This window comes from Burkholderiales bacterium (assembly GCA_035518095.1).
Taxonomy (GTDB): domain Bacteria; phylum Pseudomonadota; class Gammaproteobacteria; order Burkholderiales; family JAHFRG01; genus JAHFRG01.
Map to the genome: position 1 here is coordinate 43,876 of DATIXX010000014.1, position 18,883 is coordinate 62,758.

Here is an 18,883-nt window from a genome sequence, read left to right on the forward strand (position 1 = left end):
GCCCAAAGTAAACAAATGGCGGTGCTCACAGTTTCGTGTTATAAAGCTGCGAAAATTAAACTTATCAACGTCTTTCAGTTCATGTAAAAATCAAATTCGAATAACCCATTCCAAAGCATGAAACCCGGCTTTTACATCATACTTGCCGCACAATTTTTTTCCGCTCTTGCCGACAATGCGCTGCTGTTTGCGGCAATCGCTCTGCTCATGCAAATGGACGCGCCGAACTGGCAACAGCCGGTATTGAATCAGTTCTTCGTATTTTCCTACATTGCCCTTGCCCCCTTTGTTGGACCGTTCGCCGACTCCCTGCCCAAAGGCATGGTGATGTTTATCAGCAATGCCGTTAAAGCGGTGGGCTGTTTGGCAATGCTGATCGGTATGCACCCTTTTTATGCGTACGGCATCGTCGGTGTCGGCGCCGCCATGTATTCTCCGGCAAAATACGGCATTCTCACGGAATACCTGCCGCCGCAAAAATTGGTACTTGCAAACGGCTGGATGGAGGGCCTGACCGTAGCCGCGATTATTTTGGGGGCTATATTGGGCAGCTTCCTGGTAAGCCCGAAAATCGCAAACCACTATTTGCAGTTGTTTGACATACCGGGCATTGAAACCGGAATTGACACGCCGCCCCAATTCGCCATTTCGGTCGTTCTCGGCCTGTATCTTGTGGCTGCGGCATTCAATCTCTACATTCCAAAAGTAGCCATTGACCACAAGCTGCCAAAAAAAAATCCGTTTTACATCCTGCAAGATTTCTGGAACTGCTTCAGGCTTTTGTGGCGTGATCCGCTCGGCCAAGTGTCGCTGGCGGTCACTACGCTGTTTTGGGGCGTGGGCGTCGCGCTGCGCCTCATCGTACTCGCCTGGGCGGCCGTAGCGCTGAACTTCGACCTGGAAAAAGCAACACGGCTTACCGCCGTGGTGGCGATCGGGATCGCCATCGGCGCGGTCGTAGCCGCGAAGTACGTCAGGCTTGAAAATTCGGTGCGCGTGCTGCCGGTTGGCATCGCGATGGGAATCGGCCTCATGGTCACGACATACACGACCAATCTGTATCTCATATTGGTGCTACTGCTCCTTATAGGAACAATGGCTGGGTTTTTCGTGGTGCCGATGAACGCGCTGCTGCAACACCGCGGGCACTTATTAATGGGCGCCGGGCACTCCATAGCGGTGCAGAACTTCAATGAAAACCTGAGCATCCTCGGCATGCTGGGCATTTACGCGGTGCTTGATAAATTGGGCTCCTCCATATTTACCGTGATGATCGTTTTCGGCTTGTTCAGCTCGGGGATAATGACCTATCTTTACCGCAGACACCGGCAGGACAGAGTTGAAACCTGATGTTTTCGCAACCGTACAACACGGTTCTAAAGTATCGCCGGTTTGTCAGGTAGCTCGTTGGGCTGTTTTGCAGGATAGTGCCGCTGCAGGTGACTGCCGACGTTTTTGATTCCGGCAATAATCCCGTTTTCAAAGCGTCCTTCCCGAAACGCCTGTTCCATGTCACGGCATATCGGTTCCCATCCCGCATTTCCGAGTCGCGCGTGAATTCCGCGATCGGCGACAATCTCCACGTCGCGGTCGGCAAGCAGCAGATAAATCAGCACGCCGTTGTTGTGTTCGGTGTCCCACACTTTTAGCCGCGAGAATATTTCAATGGAGCGCTCCCGCGCGCTCTGGCCGCGCAGCAAAGCTGCAATATCCAATGCCGGCTCGACCGCAAAGCGGATTTGCCCGCCGTGTGTGGCTTCGCTCTCGCGAACCGCATGCTCGATCGCACGCATGGCACGCGGCGGCAAAACGCGCGTCACAGCGAGGTGGCCGGTGACCAGATGTTTGAGCAAACGCTTTAGATTCAAGTCACCAGCTCCCTGAGGCGCCGCCGCCGCCAAAACCGCCCCCGCCTCCGCTAAAACCGCCCCCGCTAAAGCCTCCGCTTCCGAAGCCGCCGCTGCTGTATGCGCCGGGCCAGCCTCCGTACCAGCCGCGGCTGCCACCGAAAAGCGTAAACAAAAAACCAATTGCACCGATGACTAGCGCCATGGTCAAGGGGACGATGAACAGCCACGCGAGCAAACTTATAAGTCCTCCGACCAGGCTCGCCGCGGCAAAGCGGCCCAACAGGGCGCGCAATATTCCCCCAACGATCATTACCAGTATCAAACCGATAAACAGCGCCGGTCCCAAGTTTCTGGATTTAAACGAAGACGAAATGGAATGGCTGGGCGCAGGCAAAGGCTCGCCTTCTATCACCTTCATCATGCTCTGCAAGCCCGCCTCGATGCCGCCGTAAAAATCGCCTTTCCTGAAATACGGCGTAATGACATCGCTCACAATGCGCTTCGCAGTCGCGTCGTTAAGCGGGCCCTCCAAGCCATAACCTACCTCGATGCGCAACCTGCGGTCCCCCTTGGCAATCAACAGCAACGCCCCGTCATCAATCCCCTTGCGGCCGAGTTTCCAGGAATCGGCAACCCGGATGCCGTATTGCTCGATGGTTTCCGGTTGCGTCGTAGGCACGATGAGCACCGCGAGCTGGCTGCCTTTCCTCGCCTCGAAATTTTGCAATTCCTGTTCCAGGCGCGCCCGCTGGTCGCCGTTTAATGTATCCGTTAAATCGGTGACCCGCGCACTAAGTGGAGGGACCGCAACATCCGCCAGCGCACTGCCCAGTCCAAGCGCCAGCAGCAATAAGGCGTGCGCCGCAACCCTCATCATTTACTTGCCAAGGAACCCCTGATTAAGCCCCTCGCGCGACGCGTTGCGGAAAAGGAATGGCCCAATGCTAGTCGCGAAAGCGCAGCGCTACTGTGTAGTAACGCAAGCCCGAGCAACGCCGCAGATGGCTGTCCATTCGCCGCAACCCGAAGGGACGGGGCAATCCGGTCGCATGGCTTTGTCGTTCGTCGCTTGTTTGGCCTCCACCAAACGGCGCTCCTTACTCCTCGCCCTGCATCTGGATTGCTCTCCGTCGCGTACGTGATGGACATAATCAGGGGTTCCTGAAATCAACCTTGGGTGGCTTGGCGATTGCGCTTTCGTTTTCCACGGTGAAATTGGGCTTCAACTGAAAACCGAACAGTTTCGCCGTAAGGTTGCTGGGGAATGAACGCACCGTAACGTTGTAGTCCTGCACCGCCTTGATGTAACGGTTGCGCGCCACTGTGATGCGGTTTTCAGTACCCTCAAGCTGCGCCTGCAAATCGCGGAAATTGGCGTCGGATTTCAGCTGCGGATAATTTTCTGCAACCACCAGAAGTCGCGACAACGCGGACGTCAGCTCGCCCTGCGCCTGCTGAAACTTTGCGAATGCTTGTGGATCGTTAAGCAATTCGGGCGTGGCCTGTATCGCCCCGACCCTGGAGCGGGCATTGGTTACGCCGAGCAGCACGTCTTTTTCCTGTTGTGCGTAGCCCTTTACCGTATTCACCAGGTTTGGCACCAAATCGGCGCGGCGCTGGTACTGGTTGAGTACTTCCGCCCAACTCGCTTTGACCTGTTCGTCGGTGGATTGCAAGGTGTTGTAACCGCACCCGGCTAAGCCAAGCGCGACCAACGACAGCATCAGGTACACAAGTGTTCTGCGCATGCAGTTCTCCTCTTCAGGAATGATCGATGTCTTCATGTGGGGGCGAAGCGGGCTGTTGCAACTCCCGCATGGTTTTCCGGGCGAGGCATAAATCCGCCCAGGCCTTGGCCTTGTCCGGGAGATTGCGCAGCAGATAAGCCGGATGGTAGGTCACGATCAGCGGAATTCCCCGGCACTCATGCAAGCGACCGCGCAGGCTGGAGATGGTGGTATCCGCTTTAAGCAGGCTCTGTGCCGCAACTTTGCCCAGAGCGACGATCAGCTTGGGTTGCAGCAACGCAATCTGCCGCTCCAGATACGGTTCGCATTGTTGCACTTCCTGCGGTTCGGGATTGCGGTTTCCGGGCGGACGGCATTTCACCACGTTTGCAATATATACGTTCGCGCCGCGTTTTAAACCGATCGATGCCAGCATGCTGTCCAGCAGTTTGCCCGCCTGTCCCACAAAAGGTTCTCCTTTCGCGTCTTCCTCCGCGCCCGGCCCTTCGCCGATGAACAGCCAGTCCCCATTTTCGTCGCCGACGCCCAAAACCGCCTGTGTGCGCTTTTCGTGCAATGGACAGGCCTTGCATCCGGCGACGCTGGTCTTGAGTTCCGGCCAGTTCATGCGCAGGATCCGATTGCGGCGGTCGTCGGCGGCCGCGGGCCGAGTGTCGACGCTTTGATGGCTGCTTTTGAGCCGCCATTGCGGCCACAGCCCCAGCTCCTTAAGGATTTCCTCGCGCCTTTCGCTCACAGCGATAGTTCCAATACTATCGCGTCCTCGCGCATCGGACCTGCAGGATAATAACCGCGGCGCAGCGCGATGCGCCTAAAACCGAAGGCTCTATACAGCGCAAGCGCCACCGCATTTGAAGGGCGCACTTCAAGAAGCAGCACCCGCGCGTGGTGCTGGCGGGCGAGTTCCAGCATAAGCTGCAGCAGTTTTCTGCCCCACCCCTGGCGCTGCCACTCCGCGGCAATGCTGAGATTAAGCAAATGTGCCTCATCGCCCGCAATCATCATGACCGCGTAGCCGACGATGCTCTGCGCATATCGGAAGATCCAGCAGCTGTAGCCGGCATTCAACGAATCCCGGAAATTGCCGCGCGTCCAGGGGTGCGCATAAATGCCGCGCTCGATGCGCATCACTGCATCAATATCGGTCGCCTGCATCGGCCGCAATAGCGGCGCCTGTTCCAGTTGCGCGCTCATCGTTCGAATGTTTTCAACGCCACTTTGTCACGCAGATAAAGCGGGGCTGCCGCCTCGGCCGCGCATCCTTCGCCCCTTTGCAGCACCCCGACCGCAAGCCGCGCCATTTCCCTGGCGCGGGGAACGGCATCCGCAATCACCGCGCTCAGCTGACCCTGATAGCGTAGTTCCAATTGTTCCGCATACACCGCGAAACCGCTACCGCAGCCAATCCAGCCGCTTCCCGCGACCGAAGGGGCGTGCAGCGGAGCCCACAAGGCGGGCGGGCTTACTTCCTGCCAGCGGTCGTCGTGTTTTTTATATGCGGCATGATAAATCTCGCCCATGCGCGCGTCCAGGGAGGCAATCACCTGCCTGCCCGGCATGGCTTCCGCCAGTGCCTCCAGAGTGCAGATGCCCGCCACCGGCAAATCCATGGCAAATGCCAGTCCCTGCGCTACTCCGCACGCGATGCGCAGCCCGGTGAACGATCCAGGCCCCGCGCCGAAAGCAATCCCGTCCAGCCTTTTGAGCGACATGCCGCTTTCAGCTAAGAGATCGTTGAGCAGCGGCAGCAACACCTGGGAATGATTTTGCCCGGCATGCTTCTCGCGCGACAGCACTTCGCCATCTATCCACAGGGCGAGGGTGCAGTATTCGCCGGAGGTATCTATCGCGAGAATATTCATTGTGCACCGTCACACAATCTAATAAATATACAAGTAAGGGTACTGGACGCACGGCGCGCGCCAACGCTAACGCCAATTCGCCATATCATGTTAGTTGAAGCCGAATTTGCGTGTATACCAAACTTTGACATACTGGGTGAGTACTGTGTAACCAAAAAGTACTCCCAGGAGCCAAACAAAATAAAGGACGGGCAACGGCCTTAAGCCCACAGCATGTGCAATGGGATAAAACGGCATCGAGATCCCGATCGCCATTACGCTTATAGTCGTGATCAAAAGCGGCAGCGCCGCCCGGCTTTGTATAAATGGAATTTTGCTGGTGCGAATAACATGCACGATCAGCGTCTGCGATATCAGTCCTTCGACGAACCAGCCGGACTGAAAAAGGGACTGGGTAGCCACCGTATTCGCAGAAAACACAAACCACAACAGTGCAAAAGTCAAATAGTCAAAAATCGAGCTAATCGGGCCGATGCAAACCATAAACCGCCCGAGGGCGCCGATTTCCCATTTGCGCGGCCGTTCCGAATATTCCTTGTCCACGCCGTCAAAAGGTATAGCGGTTTGTGATATGTCATACAGCAGATTCTGTATCAACAATTGTATCGGCTGCATGGGTAGAAACGGCAAGAGCATGCTCGCTCCCAGCACACTGAACATATTTCCGAAATTTGAGCTGGCCGCCATTCTGATGTACTTCACAATATTACCGAAAGTCCGGCGCCCCTCCAGCACACCCTCCTCAAGCACCATCAGGTTCTTTTCGAGCAAAATGATGTCGGCGGATTCCTTCGCGATATCCACTGCGGTATCGACCGAAATGCCGATATCCGCAGTTCGGAGAGACGGCGAATCATTAAAACCATCTCCGAGGAAACCGACCACGTGGCCTTCCAGCTGCAGTACCCTGACAATTCTCTCCTTTTGAGCAGGCGACAACTTGGCAAATACCGCCACGTCCTCGGCCAACCCCGCAAGGTCTCCGTCGTTGCAGGCGTCGATCTCGCTTCCAAGCACGACGCGGCTGGCGTCGATACCAACATCGCGGCATATTTTGCGTGTTACGACGTCATTGTCTCCGGTTAGAATTTTGACCTGGACCCCATTCTGGTTCAGCGCGGTAATCGCCGGCCCTGCAGTTTCCTTGGGAGGGTCGAGAAAGGCGATAAAGCCAAGGAGGGTCAGATCCGATTCGTCTTTGACGCCGTAGCTCTTTTGATCAGGCGACGTTTCTCTATAGGCAACTGCGATCACCCGCAAACCATCTTCGTGAAACTCCCTGACCAGGTTCATGACGCTTGAAATTAAATCATCGTTCAGTGCAACCGCGTGTCCGTCGACCTTGGCTTGACTGCTTGCTTTCACAATCTCCTCGACCGCGCCTTTGCAGATCAGCTCGTTGTGGTCGTCGCGCTCATTGACCACCACCGACATGCGTCGACGAACGAAATCGAACGGGACCTCATCAACCAGGCGGTAATTGCTGGCAACTTTCAGCACGTCAGCAATTTCGGCATGCCTGAGGACCGCTTTATCCAACAGGTTTTTGAGCCCGGTTTGATAGTAACTATTCAGGAAGGCGTGCCGCAGCACTTCGTCGCTTTCAGCCCCAGTTACGTCTACGTACTTCTCCAGAATGATCCGGTCCTGCGTTAGCGTTCCCGTTTTGTCGGCACACAGGATGTCCATCGCACCAAAGTTTTGGATCGAATTGAGGCGCTTGACGATTACTTTCTGGCGAGACATCATGACTGCGCCTTTGGCAAGTGTGGCGGTGACAATCATCGGCAGCATTTCCGGCGTGAGTCCGACCGCGATTGCGATGGCAAAAAGCGATGCCTCCGTCCAGTTTCCCTTGGTGACGCCGTTGATCACAAATACAAATGCCGCCATCACCAGCATGAAGCGAATCAGCAACCAGCTTACCCGGTGTATACCCTTGTCAAACGCGGTTGGCTCTCGATGACCGACGATCCGCTGTGACAGGCCGCCAAAATACGTCCGGCTGCCGGTGGTGACGACAGCGCCAATCGCCGCGCCGCTCACCACGTTAGAACCCATGAAGCAGATATTGGGCAACTCCAGCGGGTTTCCTGTTTCGCCTAAAACGGTATCGGCATTCTTTTCGACCGCGAACGATTCGCCGGTGAGCGCCGCCTGGCTGATAAACAAATCCTTCGCCGACAGCAGTCGAAGGTCCGCCGGTATCATGTCACCCGCGGATAGCTGTACCACGTCTCCGGGTACCAGAAATTTGAGCGATATTTCCTGCGTTTCGAAACTGCGCGAATAGGCGGAGACGTGCGCCGCTTCGACTGGGGCATTGGCGTTCATCCCCACTGCATAAGCGCGTCGCACCGTGGCCGTCGTGCTTACCATGGCCTTTAGCTTCTCAGCTGCCTTGTTTGAGCGGAATTCCTGTACAAAACGAAGCAGAGAGCTCAGTATCACCATTACCGAGAGAATGGTGGTTGCTTTCATGTCTTCCGTTACAAAAGAAATCACGGCAAGACCGGTAAGCAACAAATTGAACGGATTGTTGTACGCATGCCAGAGCTGCCGATACCAAGTAACCGGCCGTTCATGCACCACTTCATTTAAGCCATGCTCCTTGAGCCGCGCTTGCGCTTCATCCTCATTGAGGCCGTTGAGCGATGAATTCAAACGGGTCAGGATTGCTACGATGTCGCCGCGCGCGGCTTCGATTAGCGGGCTTCTTTCGGCAACTGTGGCAGTTGCTCCGGGCAAGCCGTTTTTGTTTTCAAATGGTCTGGAGATCGCTACACGCGCCTCCTCCAGGTATGCAAGAAACAATCGCCTGAGCCAGTTAACTTTTGTTAGTTCGGATCTCATCGTGATTCCTTTCCGCGATTGTAATTACACCATTTTTCAGAGACTCACGGAGATTTAATATTCGAGATGCAGGCGAACTCCCACCACCGTGGCTGGCCCACGATCGCGGTTGTAGCCGGGATTCTCGGTATATTGGACATCAGGACTCAACTGTGCATACTTCCCCAGTTGGACGCGGTAATAGGTCTCGATAATTTTCTCGTAACCGTAGTTGAGCGCGCCATCACCAAGATCAAAGCCGCTGCCCCCGGCGGCAAGGTAGTTCCGATGTTCGGGGGACAACCCGTTTACCACAAACCCGATACCGAATCGATCATCATTACGCCACCAGTGATTGCCTGCCACCTGCGCCCCAAATGTCACGGTGCGATCCACCTCGGTGAAGGCAAACGTTTCAGTCGCCCCGTCGTTCCAACCCAATCGGGCGAATAGTCCCGTTTCCCCACCGTCGGCAAGCGGCTGTTCCACGTTAAGACCGAATCCATATTTTTTTCGACGGGGCTGGTCGTTCGCGGAAACGTTGGGGACGGTGTCCCGCGCAAGGCCAATCGCAATCGCGTCGTTGTATATCCCCATGTTGGCAATGTTGCGGTAGGCAAGGATTCGCACTATGGTTGCGTACTGATTGGGTTGCAGAGTAAGTTCCAGATTTTCGCTACGAGACTGGGTTAACGGAAAGGCCAGGTCCGGACCGTTTGCGACTGTAGGCATCTGGAAAATGCCGAACCTGAGTGCCCATAGCGGTGAGATGTAGCCCAGCATGACGCCGTTGGTGTAGCCGCGTGTATCCGCCGGGTAGTCCCAGGCTGTGTTGTTCCACAGACTATAGTCCTCAAATTGAGTGCGGAATGAATTGGCGTAGCGATTGCGGTCGAAGTCATCATTGGCCGCAAACCTGCCAAGTTTAATCTCAATCCTTTCCACCGGTTCCTTGCCTGGCAACTGGTCTATAGCGCGGGGGATTTCAATCATTTCCTCCCCCATAGGCCAGAAGTAGCGCAAAAAAGCCCTGGCGATGTAAGGCCCGTTGCCCAGATTAGATGATCCTTGTCGAATGGCGTCACCATTAGTCAGTCCCCCGAGACCGGTGTCATTACTAATCGCAGCACCTCTAAAGACCTCAACATCAAGATAGGCTTGCAAATGATTCCAGACCTTCATGCCGGAATATATACCGAAAGTCTGTGTCTTTTGCGTGTCACTGTCAGTGACCAAACTCTTGGGTCCGGAATAAGCAGCATGAAACGGAAAAAGATGCTGCGCGATAAGTGTATATTGCGCTCCAAGAAGCTGCGGCAACTCCGGGCCTTCCGCGTGCGCATTGGTGATTACAACCAAGATGAGGATGATTATTGCGAGAAGCGCGGTGTAAAGGTATTGCTCTGTGATTTTTCTCATTTTTTGTCCTTTCCACGGTCGTATGCGGGCAAACGCGACAGAAGTATCGTTCAGCGTCGGCCCTGTGGTCGCCAATCAGGCAACTACAAGTTCGATTAAAAGCGCGCTTAATTTAAATGCCGTGCGCAACACGGCATGAACTTCACTAGAAGCGCACTGCCTCGTCAAGTGGGCGAGACAGTGGCAGGGAAAATGGAGCTGATTAGTTCCTGCGGGTCAGCCGCGCCGACTCTTCTCGGTTGAACTTGGGCGACTGCCCATGAATTAATCTCCATGCAATCAGATGCCGCTGATTATTTTCGGATTCGTTTCGGATGTCAATCCTTTTTCTAAGAATATTACGATTTTTTTTGCTGCCCATTCGACGCAGACTAAACATTGCGCTACTGCTACAGCGCCGCTCGCGCTGCGCGAACGTCACGCGCGCAGCACATCCAGACGGGCAAACTTTCCGCCCAGGATGGTTCGCGATTCCAGGCCCCACCAGTTCTCAACCGCGGTGGCATAGAGACTGCGGAAATCCACCCCAAACGCAGGATTGCCGTTGCCATCAAGTTGTTTGAGCTGCGGCGCAGGTCCAAATAGTCCGCCCCTGACTTTTCCCCCGATCATGAAATGCACGTTTGCGGTGCCGTGGTCGGTGCCATGGCTCAGGTTTTCCTGTGGGCGGCGCCCGAATTCGGCGTAGGTTATGATCAATGTCGAATTCCAGTGGTTAATCTCAATAAGCGCCGACTTAAAAGCAACAAGCCCTTCGGCCAGCTCGCCCAGCAAGCGCTGCTGCGTGCCGGGCTGATTGCTATGAGTGTCAAAGCCGTTGAGCGAAACCTTGATTGCCGCCACGCCGCCGCCTTCTGCTATTACCTGCGAAGCATTCTTTAGACTGTTGCCGAACTGCGTCGTCGGAAATTCGGTCTTGAATTGGTAATTGCCTTTTAGATGGCTTGCAGCTTGCTGGATGTCATTTTCCACCTTGAGAATGTGCGCGAGCGCGGGATTGGTCACATTCAACTCGGCATCGCCCGCCAGCCGCGCCTCGCGCCGGAACTGTTCGGTATTGACTAAAGTAATGGCGCGCGTTCCGCCGCCAGACAACGGTCCGAGGTCCTGGCTTCCCACCACCAGACCATCGGCGGCAAACTGTTTGGGCACTGGGTCACTGGCAAATACCCGCGAAAGCCAGCCTTGTGACAGGTACTCCCCGCTGCTGGAAGCCGTATCCCAGATTTCAATAGAGCGAAAATGTGAAAGATTCGGCTGCGGATAACCCACGCCTTGGACTATTGCAAGCTCCCGCGCTTGCCACAAAGGCATCAGCGGTTTTAGCGAAAAGTGCAAACCGGTGCGTTCATCGAGTTGCAGCACCTGATCGCGGGGAATAGCGATTTGAGGACGTAGACGGTAATACTCTGTGTCGGCATACGGGATCACGGTGTTGTAGCCGTCATTTCCACCTTTGAGCTCAATCAGCACCAGCAGATTGCGATAATCGCCTGTGCGAGACGCGGCATAAAGTACTCTCGGGGCAAACAGGGCGTACCCACTCAATCCCACGGTTTTCAGAAAAATCCGCCGGTGCATTTTGACCTCCATCATTCAAGCTGATATACAGGGTCGCGCGTGATCTCGCGGATGAGTTCAAGTCCATGCGCGTTTTCCTCAATCCGGTCCACTGGCGCGGAGGCCAGTGCCAGCCGAACCGCTTGTGTGCGCGGATCGATATTAAACTGTGACAGCCATCTATTCGCGTCGAACTGGATTCCCTCCATCGCCCGCACAAACCGCTCGCGGCCTTCCGTGCCCAGTATTCCCCCCGCTTTCGGCTTTCCCATCCCCTTCATTCCGGTGCGCACGCCGCGCGGCATTTCCTGCGCGCGAAAAAGTCGGCCCAGGAACTGTTTGCGGGCAAGCAAGGTCGCACTCGTGATCCAAGCTTCGCCTCCGGGCCAGCCTTTCACGTTGGGCGGCGAAAACAAGTTTTGCCCGAGCTGAGCCACCGTAAAAGCAAATGGCAGAGCGTCTGGCACGCTAAAATCGAATTGCCGCAATGTGCCGACCACCAACTCAACCGGAGATTTGGTCAGTGCTGCCCGGTTATTCTGCGAATAAAAAGCCTCGGAAAGCAGCATCCCGCGGAGCGCCACCTTGATTTCATAGCCGCTGCCGCGGAATTGATTTGCAATGCGAGCGACTTCCTTTGGGTCCGGCGCGGGTGAAACAAACTCGCGCCACATCTTGGCCACGACGAACTCAGCGGTTTCGGGCCGTTCCAGCAGAATATTCAGCACGTCATCGCCATCATAATCGCCGGTTTTGCCCAAAACGGTTTTGTCGCCATCATCGTGGAAGAAGGGCCGCCAGCGAAAATCGCCGGTCTCGGGGTCGATGCTCCAGCCGGTAAATGCCCGCGCCGCTTCCTTGACGTCGCGCTCGGTGTAATGCCCTTCGCCCAGAGTGAAAAGTTCCATAACCTCGCGCGCAAAATTCTCATTTGGGTGGCCTCTGCGGTTGGTGGCGGAATCCAGATAAATAATCATCGCAGGATCCCTGGACACCGCGTGCAGCAATGTGCCGAAATTGCCCAACGCATATTTTCTCAAAAGCACGTTCTGGCGGTACATGAGCTTGCTGTATTTCACCTTCTGCTGGCTGGAGACGAAATGGTTATGCCAGAACAGCGTCATCTTTTCGGTGAGCGGCGAAGGTGTGACGATCATTTCCTGCAGCCACCATGCGCGCAGCTCAATGCCCTTCCTGATTTCGTCCTGCCGCCACGCCTTGCGCTGCTCCTGACTTAGGTTGCGCAGAACTCTGGGCGGGGTAATCGGATCGTTTACCCACGCCGGTGGCGCTGTCACTGTCGTATTTCGGATGCCGCTCAGAATGCGTTCCACACCTTGTTCGCGACTAAGTCCGGCAAATTCATTGACCTCGCTTTGGCTCGCAGCAAAACCAGTCCGGTTGAGAAGCAAACGCGCATCGTCAAACCCCATCCCGGCGGCATTAACGCCCGGAGCCAGCAGAAAAAGCGCGGAAAGAAGAAAATGGCGCATCGACTTTTTCGCTCACTCTATTGGGTAATTAACGAGGTTGCGGTTCCTGCGTTGACGCTGGCTCCAAAAAAAGCGGCCAGCGTCCGATGATTTCATAGTGCGATCCGCTCGCCATTCGATTGGAACGAACCAGAGTAAATTCGCTTATTTTCCAGTTAACGCTTTTAAGAGCGCATTGCGGCGGGTCCCAGCGGGCTTTTCTCAATAAGGTGAGATGCGGCGCGTAAGGGCGCTCGTCAAATTTGAATCCGGCGGCACGCAACGAACTCTCGATGTTTTGGACAAGATCGCTTAACACCGGCGGAGTCTGATCGGGCGCTGCCCAGGCGATGCGGTTATGTCGCCAGTAACCCGGCGCCGAGAACTCAAGGCTGAACGCGCTGCCCCCGATCCTGGAGGCAAGCAATTTTAATTCATCAAGGCGGGAAACTTCGACGTTTCCGAGAAATGCCAGCGTGATATGCAGATTGCCAGGTTTGCTGATGTTGCCGTCACATGTCTCGTGCAGCAGTTTCGCCCACTGCATGAATTGCGCGCGCACTGCTTGTTCCGGCCATAACGCGAAAAAGACCCTGGCGGTTTCCGCCGCCAGGGCTTCGGGCCTCTGGTTTCCGATTTGAGGCATAAGGCCTCTAACACGGTAGATCAAACCGCGCGACTTTGTTAGAAGCTCTCAATGCAGGCTACCGCCTCGACCATGATGCCGTCGCCGTGCCCGATATGGCCCAGGCCCTCGCTGGTTTTGGCTTTAATATTGACGTCGTTGACGTCGACGGAAAGATCCTGCGAGATATTTTTCACCATTGCCGGTATGTGCGGCGCCATCTTCGGCGCGTCGGCGATGATAGTGGCGTCTATATTAATTATCCGCCAGCCGCTCTCGGTTAAGAGCTTACCCACCTCGCGCAGAAGCTTACGGCTGTCTATGCCTTTATACCGCGGGTCGGTATCGGGGAAGTGTGAGCCGATATCGCCCAAGGCCGCGGCGCCGATCAATGCATCGCAAACCGCGTGCAACAGCACATCGGCGTCGGAGTGTCCCGAGAGGCCCTTTTTATACGGTATCTCGACTCCGCCAACGATGAGTTTGCGGTTCTCAACCAGCGCATGGATGTCAAATCCCTGACCGATTCTCATGCTTTCTCCATGCTTTGCAAAATCAAATCGGCGAGCGGTAAATCCTGTGCGTGCGTCACTTTCAAATTTCGCGCATCGCTTATCACCAGTTTCGGCTGCAGACCCATGCCTTCAATGGCACGCGCCTCGTCGGTCACGAGCGCGTTCTGCATCCCCCGCAGTGCGCGGGTGAGCGTGCCATAGCGGAACATTTGCGGAGTCTGCGCCTGCCAGAGTCGTTCCCGGGCCTCCGTGCCCAACACTCGCTGCGCGCCATCAGCGCGCTTTAGCGTATCCGCGACCGGCAGCGCCAGCAGGCCGCCTACCTTATCATCACCGAGCTCGTCCAGCAGTTTGTCCAGAAGTTGCGCGCTCAGGCAAGGCCGTGCCGCATCATGCACCAGCACCCAGTCTTCGGCACCGATGTCGCTATTTGCCGCGTCCAGCCCGTTCAGCACGCTCGCCGCGCGAGTTTCGCCCCCGCAGTGCAACGGCGCGAGCTTTCCCGCAAAATCTTTCCAATCGTATTGCGAGAACCATTCGTCAGACTGTGCCAGTACTATATAGACGCGATTGATTCTCGAGTTGGTGCACAAGCGCCGCACCGAATAAAACAGCATGGGTTTACCGTTGAGCGGCAGATATTGCTTGGGGAGTTGCCCGCCCAAACGCTCTCCGGTGCCTGCAGCCGGGATCAGAGCGAAATGGTTCAATATTTTACGCCTTGTTATAAAGCGTGCATTATTACTTTTTCATCGGCGTGCCGGCAATGCGTATTCTATTTGGGCGCGCTTGTTGGGCGAAGTATGGACATGACCTGGTCATCGTCCACTTGCGGAAAATGAACGTAAAACTGGCTCACCGCAAAAAACTCCGTGGTGGCGTGCAAGCACACGACGCGATCGGCATAGTTCTCCACTTTGTCCAAGGTATCGGGCGGCGCGACAGGCACCGCGCATATCAGTTGCTCGGGCTTGCGTTGGCGCAATGCGCGCAACGCCGCAATCATGGTGGAACCCGTGGCGAGCCCGTCGTCAACCACGATGACGGTGCGCCCCGCCGGGTCAATCGGCGGGCGTAACGGTGTATATTGCGCTCGGCGCTGGCGCATGATTTCAAGCTGCTTCTGCTTTTCCTGAGCGAGGTAGCTGTCACTGGCGCCGGTTGCAGCCGCATCATCGGTAACAAACATGCTGCCGCTTTCATCCACTGCGCCGATTGCAAATTCAGGGTTGCCCGGCGCGCCGATCTTGCGCACCAGAACTACATCGAGTTCACCCCCAAGTTCGTCGGCGATGCGCTTCGCCATCGGCACCGCGCCGCGCGGAATCGCCAGCACTAGCGCATTCTTTCCGCGATAGTCGGAAAGCCTTGCAATCAGTTTGTTTGCCGCATCGAGGCGGTCGCGGAAAAACATCCTTGTTCCCTGTGCGCCCTGGTTGGGGGCCCTTTTTACCTTATAATATGCCGCTTTTATGCTGTTAGACCAAGCTGTTCCGCTTCCCGGTCAAATTCAACGCTACGCCGGTCTGCACGGCTCCAGCGATGCTCTCGCGTTGTCTCAGTTTGCTGTAAAGGCAACACCGCTTGTTATCATCACAGAAACGGCACAGGATGCGCAACGCCTGGCCGAAGAAATTCCTTATTTTGCGCCTCAACTAAAAGTCAACCTGCTACCCGACTGGGAAACGCTTCCGTACGACAGCTTTTCGCCCCACCAAGATCTGGTTTCCGAGCGGCTGGCCACTTTGTACCACATCACGCACAACGATTGCGACATTGCGATCGCTCCGGTAACCACTGCCTTGTACAGTCTGCCGCCGCCGTCGTATCTTGCCGCCTATACTTTTTTGATCAAGCAAGGGGAGAAACTCCACGGCCGAACTTTACGCAGCCAGTTAGCCTTGGCGGGATACAGCCATGTTACTCAGGTTGTCTCGCCCGGGGAATTCAGCGTGCGCGGCGGCTTGATCGACCTCTTTCCGATGGGCTGTGCCCTTCCGTACCGCATTGATCTTCTCGATGACGAAATCGAGAGTATCCGGACGTTTGATGTTGATACCCAGCGCAGTGTCTACCCCGTCAACGAGATTCGGTTGCTGCCCGCCCGTGAATTTCCCTTGGACAAGGACGGCCAGGAGCGCTTTCGCCGCAACTTCCGCGAACGCTTTGAAGGCGACCCCTCGAGAAGCAGCCTATATAAAGACGTCAGTCAAGGGCTGGCGCCTGCGGGCATCGAATATTATCTGCCGCTGTTCTTTGATGAAACAGCAACGCTTTTCGATTATTTGCCGCAAGCCGCCGCACTGTGCCTGCACCGGGATGTCATGCGCTCCCTGCAGCACTTCTGGCGCGATACGCAGTCACGTTATGAATTGCTGCGCGGCGACCGTAGCCGCCCACTGTTGCCACCGCAGGAGTTGTTTTTGAGCGTGGACCGCTTCTTCGCCTGCTGTAAGTCGTTTCCACGCGTCGAAATTGCAGCCGAAGAAAATCCTGGCGCAGTTCGATGTGCGACCGCCGCGCTGCCGCCGCTTGCAGTAGACCGGCGGGCGCAAAATCCGCTGTCCGGGTTGTCCTCATTTCTTGAGCAATATTCCGGCCGAGTCCTGTTGCTGGTGGAGAACCTCGGGCGGCGTGAAGTCGTAAATGAGTATCTGTCTGAACATGGGCTAAAGCCGGTGGTATGCGAAAGCTTCGAGGAATTCTGGCAAAGCAGCGCGCATTTCATGCTGTGCGCTTCGGCGCTGCAAAACGGTTTCATTCTGGAAAAGGATAGAGTTGCAATTGTCACAGAAAGCGAGCTTTACGCGTCGCAGGTCCGCAGGCGCGTTCGGCGGGAAGCCGCGCGCAGGAGCAGCGCGGAAGGAATTCTGCGCGATCTGAGCGAAATCCGCAGCGGCGATCCGGTCGTACACGAAAGCCACGGCATCGGTCGCTATTTGGGGTTGGTTAGCATGGATCAGGGGGAAGGCGCGACTGAATTCCTGGTATTGGAGTATGCGGAAAAAGACAAGCTTTATGTGCCGGTTTCGCAGCTTCACCTCATCAGCCGGTACAGCGGGGCCGCCCCCGAAGCCGCGCCTTTGCACAAGCTGGGCAGCAGCCAGTGGGACAAAGCAAAGAAAAAAGCGATGCGTCAGGTGCGGGACACCGCAGCCGAACTTTTAAATTTATACGCCCAGCGCGCTTCGCGGCAGGGCCACGCATTCAGTTTTAAACCGCATGATTATGACGCCTTTGTCGAGCGCTTCGAATTTGAGGAGACACCAGACCAGGCGGCAGCCATTCAGTCCGTAATCGAGGATCTGACCCATGGCAAACCGATGGACCGGTTAATTTGCGGCGACGTCGGTTTCGGTAAGACCGAGGTCGCGCTGCGCGCGGCATTCATTGCAGCGATGGACGGCAAGCAGGTAGCGGTACTGGTTCCGACCACGTTGCTTGTCGAGCAGCATTTTCAGAATTTCACAGATCGCTTTGCCGAATGGCCCATAAAAATAGTCGAGCTTTCGCGCTTTCGCTCGAACAAAGAACAGGCGCAGACGCTGCAAGGATTGAGTGACGGAACCATAGATATTGTCATCGGCACGCATAAGCTGATTCAAAAGGGAGTGAAGTTCAAGCGCCTGGGTCTGGTCATCATTGATGAAGAACACCGTTTTGGCGTACGGCAAAAAGAAAAGCTGAAGGCACTGCGCGCTGAAGTGGACGTATTGACCCTCACCGCCACCCCGATTCCACGCACGCTGGCGATGTCGCTCGAAGGTCTGCGTGATTTCTCCGTAATTACCACTGCGCCCGAACGCCGGCTGGCTATCAAGACCTTCGTCACGCCATATAACCAGGGCATCATCCGCGAGGCGGCGCTGCGCGAACTGAAGCGCGGCGGGCAGGTGTATTTTCTGCACAATGAAATCAGCACCATTGAAACCATGTACCAGAGGTTGGCAAAGCTGTTGCCGGAGGCGCGCATCCATTACGCGCACGGGCAGATGCGCGAGCGCGAGCTTGAGCGCGTAATGCGCGATTTTTACCAGCAGCGTTTCAACCTGTTGCTTAGCACCGCCATCATCGAAACCGGAATTGATATCCCGACCGCCAATACCATGATTATTAACCGCGCCGATAAATTCGGCCTGGCACAGCTGCACCAACTGCGCGGGCGCGTCGGCCGGTCGCACCACCAGGCTTATGCGTACCTACTCACACCCGATGAAGAAGCGGTGAGCGCACAGGCGCGAAAAAGACTGGAAGCCATCCAAATGATGGAGGAATTGGGCTCGGGCTTTTATCTCGCCATGCATGATTTGGAGATCCGCGGTGCCGGCGAAATCCTGGGCGAAGCGCAAAGCGGAGAAATGCAGGAAGTGGGTTTCAATCTATACAACCAGATGCTGGGCGCCGCCGTGCAATCGCTGAAGAACGGCATAGAGCCGGATCTTTCGCAGCCTTTGGGCGTAACGACGGAAATCAATCTGCACACGCCGGCGCTGCTGCCGGAGCATTACTGCAACGATATCCACGAGCGCCTGGTGCTCTACAAGCGCCTTGCCAACTGCGAGACGTTGGAAGAATTGGATTTGATGCACGAGGAACTGGTGGACCGCTTTGGGCCGCCGCCGCAGCCAGCCAAGGTCCTGCTCGACACCCATCGCTTGCGCATTCTTGGAAAACCGCTCGGCGTTTTGCGCATCGATGCTACCGACTCGGTCATTCAGTTGCAGTTCATTCCCAAGCCACCTGTGAATGCTGCCAAAATCATCCGGCTCATTCAGCAAAAGCAAAATTTCCGCTTGAACGGCCCGGACCGTCTGCGCATCGAAGCAAAGCTGCCTGACATTAAGGCACGTGTTGCAGCGATAAAGGAAGCATTCAATGAATTAAGCTGATAATCATAGGAGGGGTTTGCGCCACGACTTGGAAAACAGAGTTATCATATGCTGCGGTCGCCGCCTTTCTTGTTCGCAAGCGGCAATCCAGCATGGCGACATGTCGCTCAA

The 18,883-nt window shown here is 55.7% G+C and carries 15 protein-coding genes and 1 pseudogene; 2 read left to right on the top strand and 14 right to left on the bottom strand.

The features are described 5' to 3' along the window. Positions 1-117: 117 nt before the first annotated feature. A complete protein-coding gene (lplT, locus tag VLV32_03170) occupies positions 118-1,350 on the top strand; it encodes a lysophospholipid transporter LplT (protein HUL40895.1) in 1,233 nt (410 codons plus the stop codon). 26 nt (positions 1,351-1,376) lie between these two features. Here lplT and VLV32_03175 read toward each other — a convergent pair whose 3' ends face one another. From VLV32_03175 to VLV32_03240, 14 genes and pseudogenes are all read right to left on the bottom strand, one after another. Next, complete coding sequence (locus VLV32_03175) at positions 1,377-1,868, bottom strand: TPM domain-containing protein (protein HUL40896.1); 492 nt, start codon at positions 1,866-1,868, stop codon at positions 1,377-1,379. Position 1,869: 1 nt separating this feature from the next. Further along, a complete protein-coding gene (locus VLV32_03180; GenBank protein ID HUL40897.1) occupies positions 1,870-2,727 on the bottom strand; it encodes a YgcG family protein in 858 nt (285 codons plus the stop codon). Positions 2,728-3,001: 274 nt separating this feature from the next. Continuing rightward, the gene (locus VLV32_03185; protein HUL40898.1) at positions 3,002-3,598 is read right to left on the bottom strand and encodes a LemA family protein; all 597 of its coding nucleotides are present in this window, start codon (positions 3,596-3,598) and stop codon (positions 3,002-3,004) included. 13 nt (positions 3,599-3,611) lie between these two features. Continuing rightward, positions 3,612-4,205 (bottom strand): annotated as a pseudogene (locus tag VLV32_03190) (uracil-DNA glycosylase). Between the two features lie 125 nt (positions 4,206-4,330). Next, on the bottom strand, positions 4,331-4,792 hold the full coding sequence (gene rimI, locus VLV32_03195) for a ribosomal protein S18-alanine N-acetyltransferase (GenBank protein HUL40899.1): 462 nt from the start codon (positions 4,790-4,792) through the stop codon (positions 4,331-4,333). Beyond that, positions 4,789-5,460 (bottom strand): tRNA (adenosine(37)-N6)-threonylcarbamoyltransferase complex dimerization subunit type 1 TsaB, encoded by a 672-nt coding sequence (gene tsaB, locus VLV32_03200; GenBank protein HUL40900.1) that lies wholly within the window; start codon positions 5,458-5,460, stop codon positions 4,789-4,791. The genes rimI and tsaB overlap by 4 nt, the downstream gene beginning before the upstream one ends. 90 nt (positions 5,461-5,550) lie before the next feature. Further along, on the bottom strand, positions 5,551-8,313 hold the full coding sequence (mgtA, locus tag VLV32_03205) for a magnesium-translocating P-type ATPase (GenBank protein ID HUL40901.1): 2,763 nt from the start codon (positions 8,311-8,313) through the stop codon (positions 5,551-5,553). Between the two features lie 54 nt (positions 8,314-8,367). After that, a complete protein-coding gene (locus VLV32_03210) occupies positions 8,368-9,711 on the bottom strand; it encodes a carbohydrate porin (GenBank protein ID HUL40902.1) in 1,344 nt (447 codons plus the stop codon). 417 nt (positions 9,712-10,128) lie between these two features. Next, entirely contained in the window at positions 10,129-11,292 is a 1,164-nt protein-coding gene (locus VLV32_03215) for a DUF1501 domain-containing protein (protein ID HUL40903.1), read from the bottom strand. Between the two features lie 11 nt (positions 11,293-11,303). Next, positions 11,304-12,764 carry a DUF1800 domain-containing protein gene (locus VLV32_03220; protein HUL40904.1) on the bottom strand — a complete coding sequence of 487 codons (1,461 nt, stop codon included), beginning with the start codon at positions 12,762-12,764 and terminating at the stop codon, positions 11,304-11,306. Positions 12,765-12,792: 28 nt separating this feature from the next. Further along, the gene (gene thpR / locus VLV32_03225; GenBank protein ID HUL40905.1) at positions 12,793-13,389 is read right to left on the bottom strand and encodes an RNA 2',3'-cyclic phosphodiesterase; all 597 of its coding nucleotides are present in this window, start codon (positions 13,387-13,389) and stop codon (positions 12,793-12,795) included. Between the two features lie 38 nt (positions 13,390-13,427). After that, positions 13,428-13,901, bottom strand: a complete 474-nt coding sequence (gene ispF, locus VLV32_03230) for a 2-C-methyl-D-erythritol 2,4-cyclodiphosphate synthase (protein HUL40906.1) — start codon at positions 13,899-13,901, stop codon at positions 13,428-13,430. Then, positions 13,898-14,593: a 2-C-methyl-D-erythritol 4-phosphate cytidylyltransferase gene (ispD, locus tag VLV32_03235; protein HUL40907.1), complete on the bottom strand. Its 696-nt coding sequence runs from the start codon at positions 14,591-14,593 to the stop codon at positions 13,898-13,900. The genes ispF and ispD overlap by 4 nt, the downstream gene beginning before the upstream one ends. 65 nt (positions 14,594-14,658) lie before the next feature. Further along, the gene (locus VLV32_03240) at positions 14,659-15,297 is read right to left on the bottom strand and encodes a phosphoribosyltransferase family protein (protein ID HUL40908.1); all 639 of its coding nucleotides are present in this window, start codon (positions 15,295-15,297) and stop codon (positions 14,659-14,661) included. A 58-nt stretch (positions 15,298-15,355) separates the two neighbouring features. Between VLV32_03240 and mfd the strand changes: the two genes are divergently transcribed. Further along, positions 15,356-18,772 (top strand): transcription-repair coupling factor, encoded by a 3,417-nt coding sequence (gene mfd / locus VLV32_03245; protein ID HUL40909.1) that lies wholly within the window; start codon positions 15,356-15,358, stop codon positions 18,770-18,772. Positions 18,773-18,883: the final 111 nt, after the last annotated feature.